Annotated in this window: 16 protein-coding genes and 1 tRNA gene; 5 read left to right on the top strand and 12 right to left on the bottom strand. The window is 69.8% G+C overall.

Features of this window, described 5'->3' with window-relative positions; translation table 11 throughout:
* The first annotated feature begins 32 nt into the window (after positions 1-32).
* Positions 33-998 (top strand): 4-(cytidine 5'-diphospho)-2-C-methyl-D-erythritol kinase, encoded by a 966-nt coding sequence (locus AB0M48_RS13545; RefSeq protein ID WP_363840374.1) that lies wholly within the window; start codon positions 33-35, stop codon positions 996-998.
* Positions 999-1,123: 125 nt separating this feature from the next.
* Positions 1,124-2,890: an ABC-F family ATP-binding cassette domain-containing protein gene (locus tag AB0M48_RS13550; RefSeq protein WP_363840377.1), complete on the top strand. Its 1,767-nt coding sequence runs from the start codon at positions 1,124-1,126 to the stop codon at positions 2,888-2,890.
* 26 nt (positions 2,891-2,916) lie between these two features.
* Here the strand turns inward: AB0M48_RS13550 and AB0M48_RS13555 are convergent, their stop codons facing one another.
* Positions 2,917-4,248 carry a DivIVA domain-containing protein gene (locus AB0M48_RS13555; RefSeq protein WP_363840380.1) on the bottom strand — a complete coding sequence of 444 codons (1,332 nt, stop codon included), beginning with the start codon at positions 4,246-4,248 and terminating at the stop codon, positions 2,917-2,919.
* 100 nt (positions 4,249-4,348) lie between these two features.
* Between AB0M48_RS13555 and AB0M48_RS13560 the strand changes: the two genes are divergently transcribed.
* On the top strand, positions 4,349-5,962 hold the full coding sequence (locus AB0M48_RS13560; protein ID WP_363840383.1) for a fatty acyl-AMP ligase: 1,614 nt from the start codon (positions 4,349-4,351) through the stop codon (positions 5,960-5,962).
* On the opposite strand, the gene AB0M48_RS13565 is transcribed toward AB0M48_RS13560, so the two are convergent.
* The 9 genes from AB0M48_RS13565 to AB0M48_RS13605 form a co-directional block, all read right to left on the bottom strand.
* Positions 5,959-6,267, bottom strand: coding sequence for a hypothetical protein (locus tag AB0M48_RS13565; protein ID WP_363840386.1), 309 nt, complete (start codon positions 6,265-6,267; stop codon positions 5,959-5,961). The genes AB0M48_RS13560 and AB0M48_RS13565 overlap by 4 nt on opposite strands.
* Before the next feature lie 35 nt (positions 6,268-6,302).
* Positions 6,303-6,866 (bottom strand): aminoacyl-tRNA hydrolase, encoded by a 564-nt coding sequence (gene pth, locus AB0M48_RS13570; RefSeq protein ID WP_319990071.1) that lies wholly within the window; start codon positions 6,864-6,866, stop codon positions 6,303-6,305.
* Entirely contained in the window at positions 6,856-7,362 is a 507-nt protein-coding gene (locus AB0M48_RS13575; protein ID WP_319990072.1) for a DivIVA domain-containing protein, read from the bottom strand. Before AB0M48_RS13575 ends, pth begins: the two co-directional genes overlap by 11 nt.
* 62 nt (positions 7,363-7,424) lie before the next feature.
* Positions 7,425-8,027: a 50S ribosomal protein L25/general stress protein Ctc gene (locus tag AB0M48_RS13580; protein ID WP_319990073.1), complete on the bottom strand. Its 603-nt coding sequence runs from the start codon at positions 8,025-8,027 to the stop codon at positions 7,425-7,427.
* A 620-nt stretch (positions 8,028-8,647) separates the two neighbouring features.
* On the bottom strand, positions 8,648-9,619 hold the full coding sequence (locus tag AB0M48_RS13585; protein WP_319989537.1) for a ribose-phosphate diphosphokinase: 972 nt from the start codon (positions 9,617-9,619) through the stop codon (positions 8,648-8,650).
* Between the two features lie 14 nt (positions 9,620-9,633).
* Complete coding sequence (gene glmU / locus AB0M48_RS13590; RefSeq protein ID WP_363840391.1) at positions 9,634-11,106, bottom strand: bifunctional UDP-N-acetylglucosamine diphosphorylase/glucosamine-1-phosphate N-acetyltransferase GlmU; 1,473 nt, start codon at positions 11,104-11,106, stop codon at positions 9,634-9,636.
* A gap of 47 nt (positions 11,107-11,153) precedes the next feature.
* Positions 11,154-12,842, bottom strand: coding sequence for a GGDEF domain-containing protein (locus AB0M48_RS13595; protein ID WP_363840394.1), 1,689 nt, complete (start codon positions 12,840-12,842; stop codon positions 11,154-11,156).
* Positions 12,843-12,865: 23 nt separating this feature from the next.
* Positions 12,866-12,936 (bottom strand) — tRNA-Gln (locus tag AB0M48_RS13600).
* Between the two features lie 87 nt (positions 12,937-13,023).
* Entirely contained in the window at positions 13,024-14,163 is a 1,140-nt protein-coding gene (locus AB0M48_RS13605) for an alpha/beta fold hydrolase (protein WP_363840397.1), read from the bottom strand.
* A gap of 128 nt (positions 14,164-14,291) precedes the next feature.
* Here AB0M48_RS13605 and AB0M48_RS13610 point away from each other — a divergent pair, with 128 nt between their 5' ends.
* A complete protein-coding gene (locus AB0M48_RS13610) occupies positions 14,292-14,891 on the top strand; it encodes a TetR/AcrR family transcriptional regulator (protein ID WP_363841302.1) in 600 nt (199 codons plus the stop codon).
* A 159-nt stretch (positions 14,892-15,050) separates the two neighbouring features.
* Here AB0M48_RS13610 and AB0M48_RS13615 read toward each other — a convergent pair whose 3' ends face one another.
* The gene (locus AB0M48_RS13615; protein WP_363840401.1) at positions 15,051-16,160 is read right to left on the bottom strand and encodes a PQQ-dependent sugar dehydrogenase; all 1,110 of its coding nucleotides are present in this window, start codon (positions 16,158-16,160) and stop codon (positions 15,051-15,053) included.
* 7 nt (positions 16,161-16,167) lie between these two features.
* Positions 16,168-16,701, bottom strand: a complete 534-nt coding sequence (locus AB0M48_RS13620) for a DUF4291 domain-containing protein (RefSeq protein ID WP_363840404.1) — start codon at positions 16,699-16,701, stop codon at positions 16,168-16,170.
* Positions 16,702-16,854: 153 nt separating this feature from the next.
* Here AB0M48_RS13620 and mfd point away from each other — a divergent pair, with 153 nt between their 5' ends.
* Positions 16,855-20,409, top strand: a complete 3,555-nt coding sequence (gene mfd / locus AB0M48_RS13625) for a transcription-repair coupling factor (protein WP_363840407.1) — start codon at positions 16,855-16,857, stop codon at positions 20,407-20,409.
* Positions 20,410-20,421: the final 12 nt, after the last annotated feature.

The following is a 20,421-nucleotide window of genomic DNA, read 5'->3' on the forward strand; positions in this document are numbered from 1 at the left end:
AGTCCGGGACCCCAGAACGCCCGTACGCTGACATGGTGCTCGCAGTCGTTCCTCCCCCGGTCACAGTTCGCGTCCCGGCCAAGGTCAACCTGCACCTGGCCGTAGGTGACGTGCGCCCGGACGGTTACCACGACCTGGTGACGATCTTCCAGGCGCTGTCGCTGGTCGACGAGGTCACGGTCGCGGTCGCCGACGAGCCAGGCGTCGAGGTCCACGGCGAAGGCGCCGACCAGGTGCCCACCGGAGCCTCGAACCTCGCCTGGCGTGCGGTCCAGCTGCTCGCCGCGCACGTCGGCAAGGACGCGGACGACCCCAAGGTCCGCGTCGTCATCCGCAAGGCCATTCCGGTCGCGGGCGGCATGGCGGGCGGCAGCGCGGACGCGGCGGCGACGCTCGTCGGCCTGTCGTCGTTGTGGCGCCTGGACATCAGCCGTGACGAGCTGGCCGGACTGGCCGGCAAGCTCGGCGCGGACGTCCCCTTCGCCCTCTACGGCGGCACCGCCCTGGGCACCGTCCGCGGCGAGCGGATCGTGCCCGTGCTGGGCCGCCACCAGTTCCACTGGGTGCTGGCGTTCGACCGCCGTGGACTGTCCACTCCGGACGTCTTCGACGAGCTGGACCGCCTGCGCGCGGACGGAGATCCGCCGCGGGTCGGCGCGGTCGAGGCGGTGCTGGAGGGCCTGTCCTCCGGCGACCCGAGGCAGCTCGCCCTGCTGCTCGGCAACGACCTGCAGGCCGCCGCGGTCTCGCTGCGCCCGAACCTGCGCCGGACGCTCCGCGCGGGTGTCGACGCGGGCGCGCTGGCCGGCATCGTGTCCGGTTCCGGCCCCACGACGGCGTTCCTGTGTGAGGACGCTGACGCGGCTGTGCGCGTGGCCGCCGAACTCGCCGGCGCCGGTGTGTGCCGGACGGTGCGCGTGGCGCACGGACCGGTGCCCGGAGCGCGGGCGATCGCGACTGAAGAGCCCAAGCCGACGCCGCCCGAGGTGCACGCTTAACTGCACGCGGGGCCCTTTCGTACTGTCAGACAGTACGAAAGGGCCCCGCGTGCGGTCAGGAGCAGGCGCTTTGGCGGTGCTGGGTAGCCTGCATCGGGCAGTTTCTTACTAGTCGTGAGGTTTTGATGGCCAACCTGGTCAACCTGGAGTCCGTGTCGAAGTCGTTCGGCGTCCGGCCGCTGCTCGACGGCGTGTCGCTCGGCGTCAACGAAGGCGACCGCATCGGCGTCGTCGGCCTGAACGGCGGTGGCAAGACGACGCTGCTCGAGGTGCTGGCCGGGGTGGAGCCCGCTGACGACGGCCGCGTGTCGCGGTCGCGCGACCTGCGGATGGCCGTCGTGACGCAGCGGACCGAGCTGCCGGACGGGTCGACCGTGCGCAACGCGGTGATCGACCCGCTCGGGTTCGACGCCGAGCACGAGTGGGCGGCCGACGCCCGCGTCCGGTCCATTTTGGACGGTCTCGGCATCACGGCGCTGGGCCTCGACTCCGTGGTGTCGCGGATGTCCGGTGGTGAGCGGCGCCGGGTCGTGCTCGCGGCGGCGTTGATCCAGGACCTCGAACTCCTCGTGCTGGACGAGCCGACCAACCACCTCGACGTCGAGGGTGTGCGGTGGCTCGCGGAGCACCTGCTGGCCCGCAGGTGCGCGCTCGTCGTCGTCACCCACGACCGGTGGTTCCTCGACACCGTCTGCAACCGCACGTGGGAAGTGGTCAACGGCAAGGTCGAGCAGTACGAGGGCGGCTACGCCGACTGGATCTACGCGCGTGCCGAACGGCAGCGGCTCGCGGACACGCTGGAGGAGAAGCGGCAGAACCTGGCGCGCAAGGAGCTCGCCTGGCTGCGCCGCGGCGCCCCCGCCCGCACCTCGAAGCCCCGCTACCGGATCGAGGCGGCGGAAGCGCTGATCGCCGACGTGCCTCCGTTGCGGGACAACGTAGAGCTGCTGGCGTTCGCGAAGAAGCGCCTGGGCCGCACGGTCATCGAGGTCGAGGACGCCACACTGTCCATTCCGGACCGGGTGTTGGTGCGCGACCTGACGTGGCGCATCGGGCCGGGCGAGCGGATCGGGCTCGTCGGCGTCAACGGGTCGGGCAAGACGACGCTGCTGAAGCTGCTGGCCGGTGAGCGCGAACCCGAGACGGGCAAGCGGATCCAGGGCCAGACGGTCAAGATCGCGCACCTCTCGCAGGAGCTGCTCGACCTCAACGGGTCGATGCGCGTGCTGGAGGCGATCGAGGAGGTCGCTCGCCGCGTCGTGCTCGGCAAGTACGAGATGTCGGCGTCGCAGCTGGGCGAGCGGTTCGGCTTCTCGTCGCAGAAGCAGTGGACGCCCGTGTCCGACCTGTCCGGTGGCGAACGGCGCCGGCTGCAGCTGTGCCGGTTGCTGATGGCCGAGCCGAACGTCCTGCTGCTCGACGAGCCGACGAACGACCTGGACATCGACACGTTGCAGCAGCTGGAAGACCTGCTCGACTCGTGGGCCGGCACGCTCGTCGTGATCTCGCACGACCGCTACCTGGTCGAGCGCGTGTGCGACAAGGTCGTCGCGCTGTTCGGCGACGGCGGGCTGACCGAGCTGCCCGGTGGCATCGAGGAGTACCTGAAGCGCCGCGACTCGATGCGCGACAGGGAGTCCGCCGCCCCGGCCGCGGACAAGGCCCCCTCGAACGCAGCCGACCAGCGCGCCGCCCGCAAGGAGCTGGCGCGGCTGGAACGGCGCCTCGAAACGCTGCACAAGAAGGAAGCCGAGCTGCACGCGGCGCTCGCCGAGGCCTCGACCGACTCCGCCAGGCTGCTCAAGCTCGACGCCGAACTCCGTGCCGTGCTGGCGGAGGAGTCCGACGTGGAGGCTCAGTGGATGGCCGCGGCCGAGGCCGTCGAGGGCTGAGCCGCGTGATCTGATCGCCGCCGGGGCTACTTGCCGCGGCGGCGCAGTTCGGCGGCGAGCAGGGGCAGCAGCTCGTCGATGAACGACGTGTCGTAGCCCTGGCCGGAGAGCAGCGCGTAGCTGAAGCGCGCCTTCATGACCTCGTCGGCGGTCGCCCCGAGCATGCCGTCGAGCGCGACGCCGATCTCCTCCAGCATCCGGTCGACCTGCGCGGTGCGGTAGCCGCGCTGCCCGGACGCCGCCTGCGGGATCCGCAGCTGGCGCAGGTCCTTCCACGACTTGACCGTCGGCATGCTGCTGCGCACCGGTCCGGAGAGCTGCTGCTCGATCTGGCCGAGGAACCCGTCCACCTCGGTCTCGTCGTAGCCGCGCCTGCCGATCAGCGGGCGGGAGAACCTGACGTCGCGGACGTCCTTCGCGGTCAGGTTGTCCTGGCCGAGCAGCGTCGCCTCGATGCGGTCGAGGAACGCGTCCACCTGGGACTCCTGGTAGCCGCGGCGGCCGCGGGGAGGGCGGTGGAACGCGATGTTGCGGATGTCCGCCGCGGTGAACTTGGCCGCTTCGACCGACGGCTGCGAGGCGGGCTGCTGCGCCGGCGGTCGTTTCTGCGGTGGGGACTGCCGGGGGCGCTGCTGGGGCCGTGGATCGGGCTGTGCGCTGCGCTGCTGTGGCCGCTGCTGTTGCTGGGGGAGCGGCGGGAGTTGCGTGGTCGGCGGGCCCGCGTCGCGCGGCGGCGGAGCGACCTCGAACATCAGCACCACGAGGTCGAGGAACGTGTCGACGTCTTCCTCGTCGTAGCCGAACGTGCCGGGCGCGGTCTCGCCGAACACGGCGTCCTGCACCTGTTGCGCGGTCAGGTTGTCCCTGCCCCGCAGGGTCTGCTCGATGCGGTCGAGGAACGCGTCGATCTGTCCCTCGTGGTAGCCGCGGGTCCCCGGTCTCGGCTTGTGGAAGCGCACAGCGGCCACGTCGTCGGGCGATAACCGGACCGCGGGTCTCATCGCCTGCGACGTGGCGTGCGCGCCCTTGGCCGGCGCGGAGGCCTGCGCGCGTTGCGGAGTGGACCTCAGCGTGTCCGCCACGAGTTCCATGAAGACGTTGACCTCGTTCACGTCGTAGCCCGGGTCCCGGGTCGCGGTGCTGAACTTGACGTTGAGCACGTCTTCACGCGTGAGGATGTCCTTGCTCTTCATGGTGCCCTCGACCCGGTCGAGGAACGCGTCCACCTCAGCCGCGTCGTACCCGCGCTGACCTCGCGGGGGACGGTGGAACGCGACCAGGGCCACGTCCTGCGCGGAGAGCAGAGGTGCCGGATGCGCGGGTAGACGATGTTGCGCTCCGGGGCCGCCCCGATCCACCAATGACCTCCTCCTGCGTACCTGTACTGGGGAGTATCGCGTTTCGCGTGGCATAACGTTTCGCCCTGATGGACCAAACGGCGCCACTACGATCGCGGACATGAGTCAGTTCGTGGATGTGATGCTGGCGACGGCCTCCAGCGGCGGGGACAGGGGCATGACGACGGGTGAACCCGCCGAGCCAGTCCGCCGGACCTGGGCCGAGGTGCACGAACGCGCCCGGCGGATGGCCGGTGCGCTCGACGTGGCGCCGGGCACCGCGATCGCCGTGCTCGCCGCCGAACCAGCCGTGATCGCCCCAGCCGTGCAGGCCGCATGGCTGTGTGGAGGCAGCGTCACGATGTTGCATCAACCCACACCGCGCACCGACCTGGCCGAGTGGGCCGAGGACACGCTGCGGGTGCTTGCCATGATCGATTCGCACCTGGTCCTGCTCGGCAGCCCTTTCGACGCTCTGGCTGCCGTTCTGGACCAGCACGGAGTGCCTTACAAACTGCTCTCCGAACTCGACGCGGAACCGATCGCTGCTCCTGTTCCCACCCCCGAGGATGCCACGGCACTGCTGCAGTTGACGAGTGGATCGACCGCCGATCCGAAGGCGGTGCGCATCACGCACCGCAATCTCATGGCCAACGCCGAGGGCATGCGCGTCGCGGCGGCGCTCGATCCCGCCTCTGACGTCATGGTTTCGTGGCTGCCGCTGTTCCACGACATGGGGATGGTCGGGTTCCTGACCGTCCCGATGCTGTTCGGCCTGGAATTGGTGAAGGTCACACCCGTCGACTTCCTGTCGCGCCCGACGTTGTGGGCCGACCTGATCACCCGGCACCGCGGCACGATCACCGCCGCGCCGAACTTCGCCTACGCGATCGTGGCGCGCCGGCTCGCGTCCTCGTCCGATTCCTTCGACCTGTCCTCGTTGAGGCTGGCGCTGAACGGCGCCGAGCCGATCGACCCGGCCGCCGTGCAGTCGTTCGTGGACGCCGGTGCGCGGTTCGGGCTGCGGCCCGAGTCGATCCTCGCGGCCTACGGCATGGCGGAGACCACTCTGGGTGTGGCCTTCGCGCCCTTGTTCACCGGACTGTCGGTGGACGTCGTCGACGCGGACGCGGTGGAGGCGGACAAGAAGGCCGTGCCCGCCGCGGACGGGCGTGCGTTCCCGTTGCTCGGGCCGCCGTTGCCGGGCCTGGAACTGCGGGTGGTCTCGGACTCCGGTGAGGTGCTGGGCGTCCGCGACGTCGGCGAGCTCCAGATCCGCGGCGAGGCCGTCACGCCCGGCTACCTCACGGTGAACGGTCCACTGGCGACACAGGACGCCGAAGGGTGGCTGTCCACCGGGGACCTCGGGTACGTGGTGGAGGACGGCCAGGTGGTCGTCTGCGGGCGCCGCAAGGACGTCATCATCATGGGCGGCCGGAACATCTACCCGACCGATGTGGAGCGTGCCGCCTGCTCGGTGGACGGGGTGCGGCCCGGCAACGCCGTCGCCGTGCGGCTCGACGCCGGGACGCAGCGCGAACGGTTCGCCGTCGTGGTGGAGTCGAAGCTGGCCGGGGACGCCGAGGCCGAGAGGGACTTGGTGAAGCAGGTCACGGCCCGTGTTGTGGACGCCGTGGGGCTGCGGCCGTTCGCGGTGGTGGTGCAGCCACCGGGGACGTTGCCCAAGACGCCGTCCGGCAAGCTCAGGCGGTCCGCGGCGGCTGCTCTGGTCTAGTAGCGGGCGTCGAGCTCGTCGAGTCGCCTGCGCAGCTCCCTCGCGCTCCTGCGGGGGAGTGCGCGGGCGACGAAGCCGAGTAGCCGGCGTTGTTCGACTGGACGTGGGCAGCAGCCGCAGTCGTCGACGGAACTGTCGTTCAGCCAGAAGCGGCGAGCCGGGGAGTTTTCGTACCGGATCCACGCTTCGAGAGCGAGCGCGGTGCTGCCCGGCCAGAGGTAGTTGCGGGTGCGTTCGAGGCGGTCCAGGTCGGCGATGAACCGGCCGGAGAAGCCCCTCAGCACGTCGAGGCGCCTACGCGGCATGGACCTTTCGGTTCGTCATGCCGTCCATTGTGCCGCTAGTGGAAAGCGTTTTGTGCGGCTTCCAGGCCCTTGGTGACCAGCGCCTCGGCCGCGTCCGCCGCCCGGTCGATCTCCAGCGCGAGTTGCTTGCGCTCGACGGTCGAGAAGTCCTTCAGGACGTAGTCGGCCGGGTCCTGGCGGCCGGAGGGACGGTCCACGCCGAAGCGGAGGCGGTGGTAGTCCTTGGTGCCCAGGGACTTCGTGATGGAGCGGAGTCCGTTGTGGCCGTTGTCGCCGCCGCCGAACTTCATGCGCAGCGCGGCGAACGGGAGGTCCAGCTCGTCGTGGATCACGACGACGGTGGTGGGCTTGAAGAACTTCACGGCGCTCGCGACGGGGCCGCCGGAGAGGTTCATGAAGCTGCGCGGCTTGGCGAGGACGACGCGGTGGCCGGACAGGCGGCCCTCGACGATCTCGGCGCCGGACTTGTGGGCCTTGAACTTGCCGCCGACGCGGGCGGCCAGTTCGTCGAGGACCAGGAAGCCGATGTTGTGGCGGTTGCCCTCGTACTTGGGGCCTGGGTTGCCCAGCCCGACGATGAGGGCGAGGTCAGCGTCCACGGAACCGCAACTCCTGCTCGAGATCGTCCAGCAACGTGTCCACGGCCTGCACCTGGTACCCCTTGCCCAGCAGGCCGGACGTGGTGCTGAACCGGGTGTTGCGGACCTCGGTGGAGGTCATCGCTCCCCGGCCGTCCAGGTTGGCCGCGGCCCGGATGATGAAGGCGTCGACTTCGGCGCGATCGTATCCGGTGCTGGATCTCGGGAGCTTGCGCGCGTACAGGTCCTCGCCGGTGTTCAGGCCCGTCGGCGGCACGATGCCGTTGCGGACCTGGAACTCCAGCAGGTGCAGGACGCCGTCGACGCTGAGCGGGTCGTAGCCGTTGGGGACCGTGGCGAACCTGACGGTGCGCACGTGGTCCGGGTTCAGGCGGAGACGACCGGCCAGGGCGTCGGCGACGATCTGCAGGAACTCGTTCACCTGGTCCGGGTCGTAACCCTGCCGCTTGCGGCGGAAGGTCTTCGACCGGACGTCGGCGGGCCGCAGGTACGGCAACGGCGCGTCGCCCCCCTTGTGAGGAGGTGACGCGCCGTCGTTTCGGCCCGACGTGATGGGGCTCAGCTTTCCTCGGTGGCCTCAGCCGCCGGAGCAGCCTCGTCACCCTCGAGCTGCGCCGCGGACGGCGCCTCGTTCACGGCGACGACGAGCGCGTCGGCGTCCGTGATCAGGACGGCGCCCTCGGGCAGGGTCAGGTCGCTGGCGTGGATCTGCGTGCCCGCGGTGACACCGGCGATCGACAGCTCGATCTGGTCCGGAATGTTCATGGCGTCGGACTCGATCTGGATCGTGCTCAGGTCCTGCGTCAGCAGCGTGCCCGAAGCGGGCTCGCCGGAGATGACCAGCGGCACCTCGACGGTGACCTTCTCGCCGCGCTGCACGAGCAGCAGGTCGACGTGCTCGATGTAGTTCTTGATCGGGTGCGTGGTGACGGTCTTGGTGAGCGCCAGCTCAGCCGCGCCGTCGAGGGCGAGGGTGAGGACAGCGTTCTGGCCGTGCTCACGGACGACACGGGCGAACTCGAGCGCCGGCAGGGCCAGGTGCTTCGGGTCGGAACCGTGGCCGTAGAGCACCGCGGGGATCTTGCCGGCGCGACGGGTACGGCGGGCGGCGCCCTTGCCGAATTCAGTGCGCTGCTCAGCGGCGAGACGGACCTCGGACACGGTGGGGTACTCCTTACAAGTCTGGCCTTGTACGTCGGGGCGGTGCACAAGTGTCAGCGGATCAGCTAGGGGGTGGCCAGCGGTGGCGAGCAGCACACGGATGACTTCAACACGCGCGGCATCGAGCCACCGCGTCGATCACGTTGAGCTGGAAAGCTCGCCCTCGCCGAGGCAACCCGACCAGTGTAGGTGAGTGGGTGGCTGGGGTGTTAATCGGGGGTGGGCAGGTTGGGGGATGGGGTGGTTTGGGGGTGGTGACCCGGTGGGCGTGGCCTGGCTGGTGGGTCACTTTGCGGGCGGCCTGTCGCCTTAAGTGCTTTCCCCTGGGGGCTCTGCCCCCAGACCCCCGGCAATCTGATCGGGGGTGGCGCCGCCCGTAGGTAGATGGCACGCCTGTTGCGTCGGGCGGCCGCCGGTTGCTTAGAGGGTTGCGGTGGCGGTGGGGTTCCGTCACGAGCCGCACCAAGAGCGGGCAGCAAGTGCTATGGCGCGACTCGTGACGGGACCCCACCGCCCTTGCCTTGTGGGAAGACGGCTCGCCTTCGGCATCGCGAGAAGCAGAAGGGGCCTCCCGCAGTCCGTTCACGGCTGCGGGAGGCCCCTTCTGGGGATTGCTGGGGTTAGGCGTTGCCGTCGAACAGGGACGTCACGGAGCCGTCCTCGAACACTTCCTGGATCACGCGTGCCAGCAGTGGCGCGATGGACAGGACGGTCATGTTCGGGAAGCGCTTTTCCGCCGGGATCGGCAGCGTGTCGGTGAAGACGACCTCGCGGGCGCCCGAGTCGCGCAGGCGCTGGGTGGCGGGGCCGGAGAGGATGCCGTGCGTCGCGGCGATGACCACGTCGGAGGCGCCCTCGTTGAGGAGTTGCTTCACGGCGCCTGCGATGGTGCCGCCGGTGTCGACCATGTCGTCGATCACGATGCAGAGGCGGCCCTCCACCTTGCCGACCACGCGGTTCGAGACGACCTCGTTCGGGCGGAGGGGGTCTCGGGTCTTGTGGATGAACGCGATCGGGGTGCCGCCGAGGGTGTCCGCCCACTTCTCCGCCAGCTTGGTGCGGCCGGAGTCGGGGGAGACGACGGTGATCTCGTGGCCCGCGTACTTGCCGCGGATGTGGTCTGCCAGGAGCGGCATGGCCCACAGGTGGTCCACCGGGCCGTCGAAGAAGCCCTGGATCTGGGCGGTGTGCAGGTCGACCGAGACGAGGCGGTCGGCGCCCGCGGTCTTGAACAGGTCGGCTACCAGGCGGGCCGAGATGGGCTCGCGGCCGCGGTGCTTCTTGTCCTGACGGCTGTACGGGTAGAACGGCATGATCACGGTGATGCGCTTGGCGGAGGCCCGCTTCAGGGCGTCGACCATGATCAGCTGTTCCATCAGCCACTGGTTGATGGGTGCGGTGTGCGACTGGATGACGAAGGCGTCACAGCCTCGGACGGACTCCTCGAAGCGGACGAAGATCTCGCCGTTCGCGAAGTCGTAGGCCGACTGAGGAGTCACCGTGACGTTGAGGTGCTTCGAGACCTCTTCCGTCAACTCCGGGTAGGCACGCCCGCCGAAGAGCATCAGGTTCTTCTTCGGTGTGCCGGGCATCTGCGGGTTCACGGTCAGCGACCCTCCTCTGTGTTCTCGTCGGCATTCTGCTTCGCCAGGGCCTCGGCTGCTGCCTGAGCGGCGGCCGTGCCAACACGTCGGCTGAGGACCCAGCCTTCGAGGTTGCGCTGCGGGCCTCCGGACACGGCGAGCGCGCCCGGTGGGACGTTGCGGCGCAGGACGGTGCCCGCGCCGGTGTACGCGCCGTCGCCCACGGTCACCGGCGCTACGAACATGTTGTCCGAGCCGGTGCGGCAGTGGGATCCGACGATCGTGCGGTGCTTGTTGACGCCGTCGTAGTTGACGGTCACCGATGCTGCACCGATGTTGCTGTGATCGCCGATCGTGGCGTCGCCGATGTAGGACAGGTGGGGGACCTTCGAACCGTCGCCGATCTGCGAGTTCTTCGTCTCGACGAACGTGCCGATCTTGCCCTTCACGCCCAGGGAGGTGCCGGGGCGGAGGTAGGCGAACGGGCCGACGGACGCGCCGTCGCCGATCACCGAGTCGCTGCCGTGGGTCCTGATCACCGAGGCGCCCTCGCCGACCGTCACGCCGGACAGCGTCGTGTCCGGGCCGACCACGGCGCGGGCTCCGATCACCGTGCCCGCGCGGAGCTGCACGTTCGGCTCGATCAGCGCGTCCTGGCCCACCCGGACGTCCGCGTCGACCCACACCGAGGCGGGGTCCACGACGGTCACGCCGCCGCGCATCAGGCCCTCGACGATGCGGCGGTTCATCTCGGCGCCGACGGCCGAGAGCTGCACGCGGTCGTTGATGCCCTCGACCAGCCACGGGTCGGACGCGATCAGCGCGCCGACGCGCCTGCCGTCGCCGCGGGCGATGCCCAGGACGTCGGTGAGGTAGAGCTCGCCCTGCGCGTTGTCGGTGGACAACCGCGAGAGCCCGTCGCGCAGCACGGCCGCGTCGAACGCGTAGACGCCGGAGTTGATCTCGTTGATCAGCTGCTCGGCGTGGTCGGCGTCCTTCTGCTCCACGATCCGCTGGACGGTGCCGTCGGCGTCGCGGACGATCCGGCCGTAGCCGGTGGGGTTGTCCACCACGGCCGTCAGGACGGTGACCGCGTTGCCTGCCGAGCGGTGCTCGGCCAGCAGCGCGGTGAACGTCTGGGTGTCGAGCAGCGGCACGTCGCCGTAGCTGACGATCACCGTGCCGGCCAGGTCGTGCGGCAGCTCGGCCAGGCCGCACGAGACGGCGTGCCCGGTGCCCTTCTGCTCGGCCTGCACCGCGACGGTGACCTTGCGGCCCAGTGTCCCGGCGAGGGTCTCCAGATGCTCGGTGACGGCTTCACGGCCGTGACCGACGACGACGGCCAGGTGGTCGGGGTCTGTGCCGGCCGCCGCGCGCACCGCGTGTTCCACGAGTGAGCGGCCGGCGATCCGATGCAGCACCTTGGGCGTGGACGACCGCATGCGGGTGCCTTCCCCGGCGGCGAGCACGACCGTGCTGACAGGGCCCTCGAGCATCAATGCTCTCCCTAACAGGCTGGGTGTTTCGAAGTCCGCGGAACAGCCTAAGCCTCCGCGGACGGCTCCCCGGCCACGGCCGCAACCTGGCAGCCACCTTGGCGCTTCGCCACGTACATCGCCGAGTCCGCCCTTGACAGGGCCTGGTTGGCGGATTCGCGGGGGCGCAGCGAGATGACGCCGACCGACAGCGTCACGCCCCGGGAGAGGTCGATTGGCAAGCCCGCCACCGCATCCACGGCCCGGCCGAGTGCCGCTTCCGCGGCGTGCAGAGGGGCCCCCGGCAGCAGCACGACGAACTCGTCGCCGCCGTAGCGGGCCACCATGTCGTCACCCCGCAGGGCCTGCCGGAGTGTGCTGGCAATCACCCGAAGAACATCATCACCGTCGGCATGTGAATGCCGGTCGTTCACGCCCTTGAACCCGTCCAGGTCGACCAGCGCGATCGAGAACGGGTTGACCTGACCGGCGATGAGCTCGCCCATCTTGTCGTCGAGCGCGCGGCGGTTCGGCAACCCGGTCAACGGGTCCTGCAACGCCTGCTGCGCGATCTGGCCGTGCGCGCGCGTCAGCCGTTCGTGTTCACGGCGCGTCTGCAGCGTGGCCACGCGGGACTCCCGCATCTGCCACAGCTCCAGCTCCAGGGCCGCGTTGTAGGCCTGCAGCGCCGACGTCGTGTGCGGACCGCTCAGGTGCGCGTACTCGCGCTCCAGCGACAGCACCAGCGACGGCTCCGACGTGTCGTGCTCCATCTGCGTGCGCGTGTCGTCGAGGACCTTGAGCGCGTCGTCCAGCCGGTTGGCCTCGACCAGGCACCGGGCCAGCGCGATCGCGACGATGATCAGCTCCCGCGCGTACATCGACAGGCCGCGCAACGACCACAGCCGGTCGAGGTGGCTTTCCCTGGGGTTCGTCAGCGCGTGGGCGGCACCGAGGATCGGCACCTGCTCGGCGGCGTCGAGGTCGCGCCGGCCGGGGTGCAGCGACTGCCGGAACGGCACCTCGGCGGCCTCGGCGAGTCCGGAGGCGACCTTGAACTGCTCGTGCGCGGCGTCGTGCAGGTTCACCCGTTCGAGACGCAGACCCCAGCCGATCCGCAGCCGGGCGCGGTTGACCAGGTGGACGTAGATCTGGTGCGGCTGGCCGCTCTCGCGCAACGCGTTGTTCGCGCCCGCCAGCACGTCGTCCGCCATCTCGTAGACCCCGAGCTGGGTCAGCACCAGGGCGATGTCCTGCAGCGTCGTGGCGAGCAGCTGGTCCCAGATCCGCTTGTCGAAGACCGGGTCGACCTCGGGTTCCTCGTCGAGCATCATCGCCAGGGCTGACGCGATCTCGGTCAGCGCCTTGTCCTCGGCGTTGCCCAGCAGGAACCGGCGGCCGCGCAGTGCCCGCGCGTCCGCCTCCAGCACGATCAGGCCGTGGCGGCGGCAGTGGGCGAGCATCTCGTCGAGCTGCGGATCGGACATGTCGACGAGGCCGGGCGTGACCAGCCTGACCACCGCCGCGGCCCTGAGCAGCTGCGCGACGATGCGGGGCTCGCCGCGGCCCTGCGCCTCGGCGAGGATGCGGTCGATCTCCGAAGCCGCGTCCAGCTGCGCGGCGAGGTGGCTGCTCTGGGCCACGGCGACGAGTTCGCTCGCGCGACCCACCAGCCACGCGTCGGACATCTCGTGATGGCGGTGGCCCACGTTGCCCTGCTCGTCGACCGTTTCCTCGGGCAGCTTCGCACCTCCCAAAGACCACACTGACTCGTGCCCAGCTCCGCCACCAGGATTCGAACCTGGACCATCTGAACCAAAATCAGAGGTGCTGCCTTTACACCATGGCGGAATGAGCGAACTCGCGTCCGCTCAGGCACATGTTGTCACGAGTGGTCCTCTTCTTGTCCAACCACCACTCGCCCGGCTCAGTTCAAGATCACGGCTTCGCGCCGACTGACCTGGTCAGAAAGTCGCCGAGCGCGGTGCGATACGTGTCCGTCGCCACATTCCACCCCGACGTGTGGTCGGCGCCCGGGATCTCCACGTACTGCAGCGGCCACCCGAGCCCGTTCGCCGCGGTCGCGAGGTCGCGCGACGACTGGGCGGGCACCGTGCCGTCCGCGGAGCCGTGCACGAGCAGCGTCGGCGGCTTGAGCGCGGGCGGGCTGCGGACCAGGTCGAACCGGTCGAAGTCGATGTCCGCGCGCCAGCCGGACACCACCTCGGCCACCGGCGTGAGCCACGTCGGCACGCCCCGGTTCTCCGCCTGCAGGTTCAGCGTCTGCGTCCAGTTCGTGACGGGGGAGTCGAGCACGACGCCGCTCACGGACGCCGCGAGGCCGGACCGGGCGAGGGTCTGGCCGACGATCGCGCCGCCCATCGACCAGCCGTAGAGCACGATCTTCTTCGCGCCCTGGCCCTGCGCGTACCTGATGGCGGCCTCGACGTCGTGCCACTCGGTGTCGCCGAGGTGGTAGAGGCCGTCCGGCGACTTCGGGACGCCGGGATCGTTGCGGTAGGTGATCAGCAGGACGGGGAGCCCCGCGCCGTGCAACTGCGGAACCACCCGCAGCGCTTCTTCACGCGACGCGCCACGCCCGTGCACGGTGATGACCCACGTGTCCGGGTTCGACGCCGGGACGAACCACGCGGGCATGTCGCCGAGCTCGCCCGGGATCGCGACGTCGCTGTAGACCAGGCCGAGCGAGGTCTTCGGGTTGCCCTGGTAGACGTTGGTCTCCATGCGCACCTTGGTGCCCTCGGGCGGTGCGGTGCCCTCCAGCAGAGGGCGTTCCACGCGGCCGTTCCTGGTGGACGCGATGTCACCGACCTTCGCGGTACCGCCGGGCCAGACGACGCCGAACGTACCGCGTTGCAGCGTGAGCTTCGATTCGGCGAGGACGACGTTCTTGTCGTCGACGCCGAGCGCGGTCTCGGGATAGCGCCGCGGCACCTCGGCCGGTTCGAGCAGCTCACCGCTGTAGTACCAGCCGACGCCGCCCAGAGCCGCCGTGACCAGCACGAGCAGGACGAGCAACGAGGTCGCGGTGATCCGGATGATCTTGCGTCTGGCCATCACCCGATGATGCCGGGTCGAGGTCTCGATTCCGGGCGACACAGCGTGCCGTTCCTGAGAACTGCCCGTGAGTGGGTCTCCGGTGGCCGGAACCGGCTTTGTAGGCTGAGTCGATGGCCAGGGTCAGGATGACGGGCAAGGAACGCCGAGAGCAGCTCCTGGACGTCTCCCGGGCCCTGTTCGCCGACAAGGGCTTCGACGGGACCTCGATCGAGGAGATCGCGCACCGCGCCAGCGTGTCGAAGCCCGTCGTCTACGAGCACTTCGGCGGCAAGGAAGGCATCTACGCCGTCGTCGTGGACCGCGAGATGCAGCGCCTGATGGACCAGATCACGAACGCGCTGGACGGCGGCTCGCACCCGCGTGAACTGCTCGAACAGGCAGCCTGCGCGTTGCTCGGCTACATCGAGGGCTCGACCGACGGGTTCCGCATCCTGGTGCGCGACTCGCCCGTCGCGTCGACCTCCGGCACGTTCTCCTCCCTGCTGAACGACATCGCGTCGCAGGTCGAGCACATCCTCGGGCTGCACTTCGCCGAGCAGGGCTACGACCGCAAGCTCGCCGCGTTGTACGCGCAGGCGCTGGTCGGGATGGTCGCGCTGACCGGGCAGTGGTGGCTGGAGGCGCGCAAGCCCAAGAAGGACGAGGTCGCGGCGCACCTGGTGAACCTGGCGTGGAACGGCCTGTCGGCGATGGAGCACAAGCCCAAGCTGCGCAGCCGTTCGTGACCTGCTCTTAGTGCATCTGCACGCAGGACGGGTGTGGTGTTAGTGCATGGCGCCTAATGCGCGGCGACAGTGAAACGGTCCGGGTGCGCCTGAGCGATGTCTCCCAGTGGAGCCTCGCGTCCGAGCCGTTCGTCGAGGGGTCGAACGGCTCGGGCGGGCTCATCCGTTTCCGGAAAGCCTGAGCAGCTTGTCGTCGGTGCCGTTGGACGTCGTGAGGTAGAGCGACCCGTCCGGCGCGGTGCGGGCGGCGCGGAGGCGGCCGTACTTGTCGTTCAGCTCCTCCGGGACGCTCACGTTCTGCACCTTGCCGGCCTGGTCGAGCGTGAAGAGCAGCAGCTTCGAGCCCTTCAGGGCGGTGATCGCGAGCTTGCCGTTCCAGAACGCCGCCTGGCAGATCGCCTCGGTCGGGGAGCCGGACGACCAGATCGCCGGCACCGCGTCCGGGAACCGCTGCAGGTCGGTCATCGGCACGCTCTCGTCGTACCCGCTCTTCGTGCCGCCCTCGGACGGGTCCCAGCCGTAGTTGGCGCCCTTCTGCAGCAGGTTGACCTCGTCGTCGACGCTCGGGCCGTGCTCGCTGGAGAAGATCTGGTCGCCGTCCGGCCGGAACACCACGCCCTGCACGTTGCGGTGACCGTAGGTGTAGATGCGGCGCTCGTTGGCGTTCGCGGAGGTGATGAACGGGTTGCCGGCCGCGCCCTCGCCGGTCTCGGGGTCGATCCGCAGCACCTTGCCGCCGAGGCTCGTGCGGTCCTGCGGGTTGCGGGCCTGCGCGATGTCCCCGGTCGCGACGAACATCGAGCCGTCCGGCGCGAGCGTCGGCCGGCAGCCGGAGTGCCGCCCGCTGGAGTTCGACGGCATGCCGGTGAGCAGGTCCTTGGTCTTGGTCGCCTTCGTGCCGTCGAGGCGGAACGTCACGAGCCGCACATCCCTCGACGTGTTGTAGCAAACGGTGAAGCGCTGGTTGTCCGGGTGGATCACCAGCCCCATCAGGCCGCCCTCGCCCCGCGCCTGCAGGCCTTCCAGGTCCATGTCGACGGGCGTGACCTGACCGTCCTTGACCAGCTTGACGCCGCCGGGGCGTTCGGTGACCAGCAGCGAGCCGCCGGGCAGGAACCCGATGTCCCAGCCGTGCTGGAAGCCGCCCGCGACCTCCTCGACCTTCAGGCCCTGCGGCGCCGGAGCCTTCGACGGCGCGTTGCCGCCCGGTTCCGGCGACGAGCACGCCGCGACGACCAGCACCAACCCAGCAGCAACGAGTGCGCGCATGTCCCAACTATGCGTTTTGTGCCGTGGAGGTTCCGTAAGGCCGCTCGACGGGCAGCAACGCGCGCGCTCCGTCCAGGTCACGCGCACGCACCTTCTCGTGGATCTCGCGCGCGAGGGCCGTCACGTCGGTGATGCCGATCGTCCACTCGTTGACGTACATGTCCACGGCCTCGCGCGTCAGTCCGATCTGGATGGAGCGGTGCTCCAGGGCTTCGTGGTTCAGCCCGCGTTCCGGGTCCCACTGCACGCGCACCGACGGCTTGCCCTTGATGCTGCTCTCGACCGCGTTGGAGACCGCCCAGTCGAACCCCGCACGGGTGATGCGCACGGCCAAGACGCGCTCCTGGCCCTCCTTCCGGGCGTAGCCGCAGCGGTACATCATCCAGAGGAACGACGGCTTGATCCACGTCATCCGCTCCAGCTTGAACGGCGGCACGAACCGTTGCGCGGCCACGGCGGGCTCGGCGATCGCGGGCGAATAGGCCTGGTAGACCACGATGGACTGATCGTCGTAGTCAGCCCTGATCTCTCTTGTCGACACGTGCACAGGATGGCCGCCGGGGGCGTGCTCAAGCCACCCGATAAGGGGGCGCGGAACGAGCTAAGGTGGGTGGTGAGACCCCTCGTCCCAGGCAGGGGTCTGTCCGGCGTTCGCAGTTCGTCCGGCAATCCGCACTCGACCGGGGTTTCTCACATGCCGCTGCTCGGCCTGCTCGATGGTGTCCTGCCCGACAAAGCCCTCCGCACGTTGATCGAATCCGCCGGTGTCCCCGAGCTGGAGCTGGACGGCCCGCTGGCCGCCCGCCCGCTCGTCACCGCCGCGCTGTCCACGGTCCGGCCGGTGCTGGCCGTGACCGCCACGGGCAGGGAAGCCGAAGAGCTGACGAGCGTCCTCAAGGACCTGATCGGCCCGGACAAGGTCGCGTTCTTCCCCAGCTGGGAGACGCTGCCGCACGAGCGCCTGAGTCCGCGTGCGGACACCGTCGGCGCGCGCCTGCAGACGCTGCGCCGCCTCAAGCACCCCGAGGGCAACCCGATCAGGGTCCTCGTCACGACGGTCCGCAGCCTCATCCAGCCGATGGCGCCGGGTCTGGGCGACCTCAAGCCCGTGCACCTGAAGGTCGGCGAGGAGCAGGACTTCGCCGAGCTGCTCACCACGCTGGGCGAGAACGCCTACAGTCGCGTCGACATGGTCGAGAAGCGCGGCGAGTACGCCACGCGCGGCGGCATCCTCGACATCTTCCCGCCGACCGCCGAGCACCCGTTCCGCGTCGAGTTCTGGGGCGACGAGGTCAGCGAGATCCGGCCGTTCTCGGTGCAGGACCAGCGATCGCTGCCCGACGAGGTCACCGATTTCGTCGCGCCGCCGTGCCGCGAGCTGCTGCTGACCGACGACGTCCGGCACCGCGCGGCGGAGCTGGCCGAGGAACACCGCTCGGACGCGCACCTCGCGGAGATGCTGGAGAAGATCTCGGGCGGCATCGCCGTCGAGGGCATGGAGGCGCTCATCCCGGCGCTGTGCCCCGGCGAGCTGCAGCTGCTCACGGACGTGGTCGAGAAGGGCACGCACGTCCTGCTCAACGACCCGGAGAAGATCCGGGCCCGCGCGGCCGACCTGGTGCGCACCGGGCAGGAGTTCCTCGAGGCGTCCTGGATGGCGGCCGCCGCGGGCGGCAAGGCGCCGATCGACCTCGGCCGCAGCGGTTACCAGGGCATCGGCGAGATCTCCGAGCACGCGAAGGCAGGCGGCCGTCCCTGGTGGACGCTCAGCCAGCTCACCAGCGACGCCAAGGACGTCGTCCACCTCGACGTCAAGCCGGTCGAGGCCTACCAGGGCGACGTCGAACGGGCGTTCGCGGACCTGAAGGCGCACACGGCGACGGGCGGCGCGGCCGTGCTGGTCGTGCCCGGCGCCGGTACCGCGCAGCGCGCCGTCGAACGGCTCAAGGAGGCCGAAGTCTCGGCCGTCTGCGTCGACTCCCTCGACGAGGCGCCGAAAGCGGGCACCGTCACGGTCGTGCGCGGCTCGCTCGAAGACGGGTTCGTGCTGCCGGACCTCGCGCTGGTGGTGCTCACCGAGACCGACCTGACGGGTGGTCGCGGCGGCACGTCCACGAAGGACATGCGCCGGATGCCGTCCAAGCGGCGCAACGCGGTCGACCCGCTCGCGCTCAAGGCCGGCGACTTCGTGGTCCACGAGCAGCACGGCATCGGCAAGTACGTGGAGATGGTCCAGCGCACGGTCGCCGGGGCCACCCGCGAGTACCTGGTCCTGGAGTACGCGTCGTCCAAGCGCGGCCAGCCCGGCGACCGGCTGTTCGTGCCGACCGACCAGCTCGACGAGGTCAGCCGGTACGTCGGCGGCGAGCTGCCCACGCTGAACAAGCTCGGCGGCAGCGACTGGAAGAACACGAAGTCCAAGGCGCGCAAGGCGGTCAAGCAGATCGCGGCCGAGCTGGTGCAGCTCTACGCGGCCCGGCAGAGCGCCCCCGGCCACGCCTTCTCGAGCGACACGCCCTGGCAGCGCGAGCTGGAGGACGCGTTCGCGTTCACCGAGACGCAGGACCAGATGGCCGCGATCGACGAGGTCAAGGCCGACATGGAACGGTCCGTGCCGATGGACCGCGTCATCTGCGGTGACGTTGGCTACGGCAAGACGGAGATCGCGGTCCGCGCGGCGTTCAAGGCGGTGCAGGACGGCAAGCAGGTCGTCGTGCTGGTGCCGACGACGCTGCTCGCCCAGCAGCACCTCAACACGTTCGCCGAGCGCATGCGCCAGTTCCCGGTGAACGTCAAGGGGCTTAGCCGCTTCACCGACCCCCAGGAGTCCGCGCAGACCATCGCGGGCCTCGCGGACGGCGAGGTCGACATCGTGATCGGCACGCACCGGCTGCTGCAGAAGAACGTGCGGTACAAGGACCTGGGCCTCGTGATCGTCGACGAGGAGCAGCGGTTCGGTGTGGAGCACAAGGAGCACATCAAGGCCCTGCGCACGCACGTCGACGTGCTGACGATGTCCGCGACGCCGATCCCGCGCACGCTGGAGATGTCGCTGGCCGGCATCCGCGAGATGTCGACGATCCTGACCCCGCCGGAGGAACGGCACCCGATCCTCACCTACGTCGGCGCGTACGACGACAAGCAGGTCGGCGCGGCGATCCGGCGCGAGCTGATGCGCGACGGCCAGGTCTTCTACGTGCACAACAGGGTCTCGACGATCGAGAAGGCCGCGAAGCGCATCCGCGAGCTGGTGCCGGAGGCCCGTGTCGTGACCGGGCACGGCCAGATGAACGAGGACAAGCTCGAACACCTCATCCAGGGGTTCTGGGAACGCGAGTACGACGTGCTCGTCTGCACCACGATCGTCGAGACGGGCCTCGACATCTCCAACGCCAACACGCTGATCGTCGAGCGCGGTGACCTGCTCGGCCTGGCCCAGCTGCACCAGCTGCGCGGCCGCGTCGGCCGTGGCCGCGAGCGCGGGTACTCGTACTTCCTGTACCCGCCGGAGACGCCGCTCACCGAGCACGCCCACGACCGGCTCGCGACGATCGCGCAGAACACCGAGCTCGGCGCCGGCATGGCCGTGGCGATGAAGGACCTGGAGATCCGCGGCGCCGGCAACATTCTCGGCGCCGAGCAGTCCGGTCACATCGCGGGCGTCGGGTTCGACCTGTACATCCGGCTGGTCGGCGAGGCCGTCGAGGCGTTCCGCAAGCACGCGGGCGCCGACGGCGGCGAGGTCGAGGAGGAGCTCGCCGAGGTCCGCGTCGACCTCCCGGTCGACGCGCACATCCCGCACGAGTACGTGCCGGGCGAGCGGCTGCGGCTGGAGGCGTACCGCAAGATCGCGGCCGCCTCCGACGAGGCCGCGCTGAAGTCCGTCTGGGACGAGCTCAAGGACCGCTACGGCACGCCGCCGGAGCCCGTCGAACGCCTGCTCGGTGTGGCCCGCCTGCGGCACGCCTGCCGCCGCCACGGGGTCACCGAGGTGATCGCGATGGGGCAGAACCTGCGGTTCGCGAAGCTGGACCTGCTCGACTCGCAGCTGGTCAGGCTGCGGCGCCTGTTCCCGAAGGCCGTCTACAAGCAGGCCATGGGCACCGTCACCGTGCCTAGGCCGACGGAGGGAGCGGCGGGCGGCCGGATGGGTGCACCGCAGTTGCGTGACCAGGCGCTGCTGGACTGGTGCGGTGCGTTCCTCGACTCACTCGCGGGGACTCCCGTGACCCCGGTCACCAAGGCGTGAGAAGGTAGATCC

The organism is Lentzea sp. NPDC051208 (assembly GCF_040682435.1).
Classification (GTDB): domain Bacteria; phylum Actinomycetota; class Actinomycetes; order Mycobacteriales; family Pseudonocardiaceae; genus Lentzea; species Lentzea kristufekii.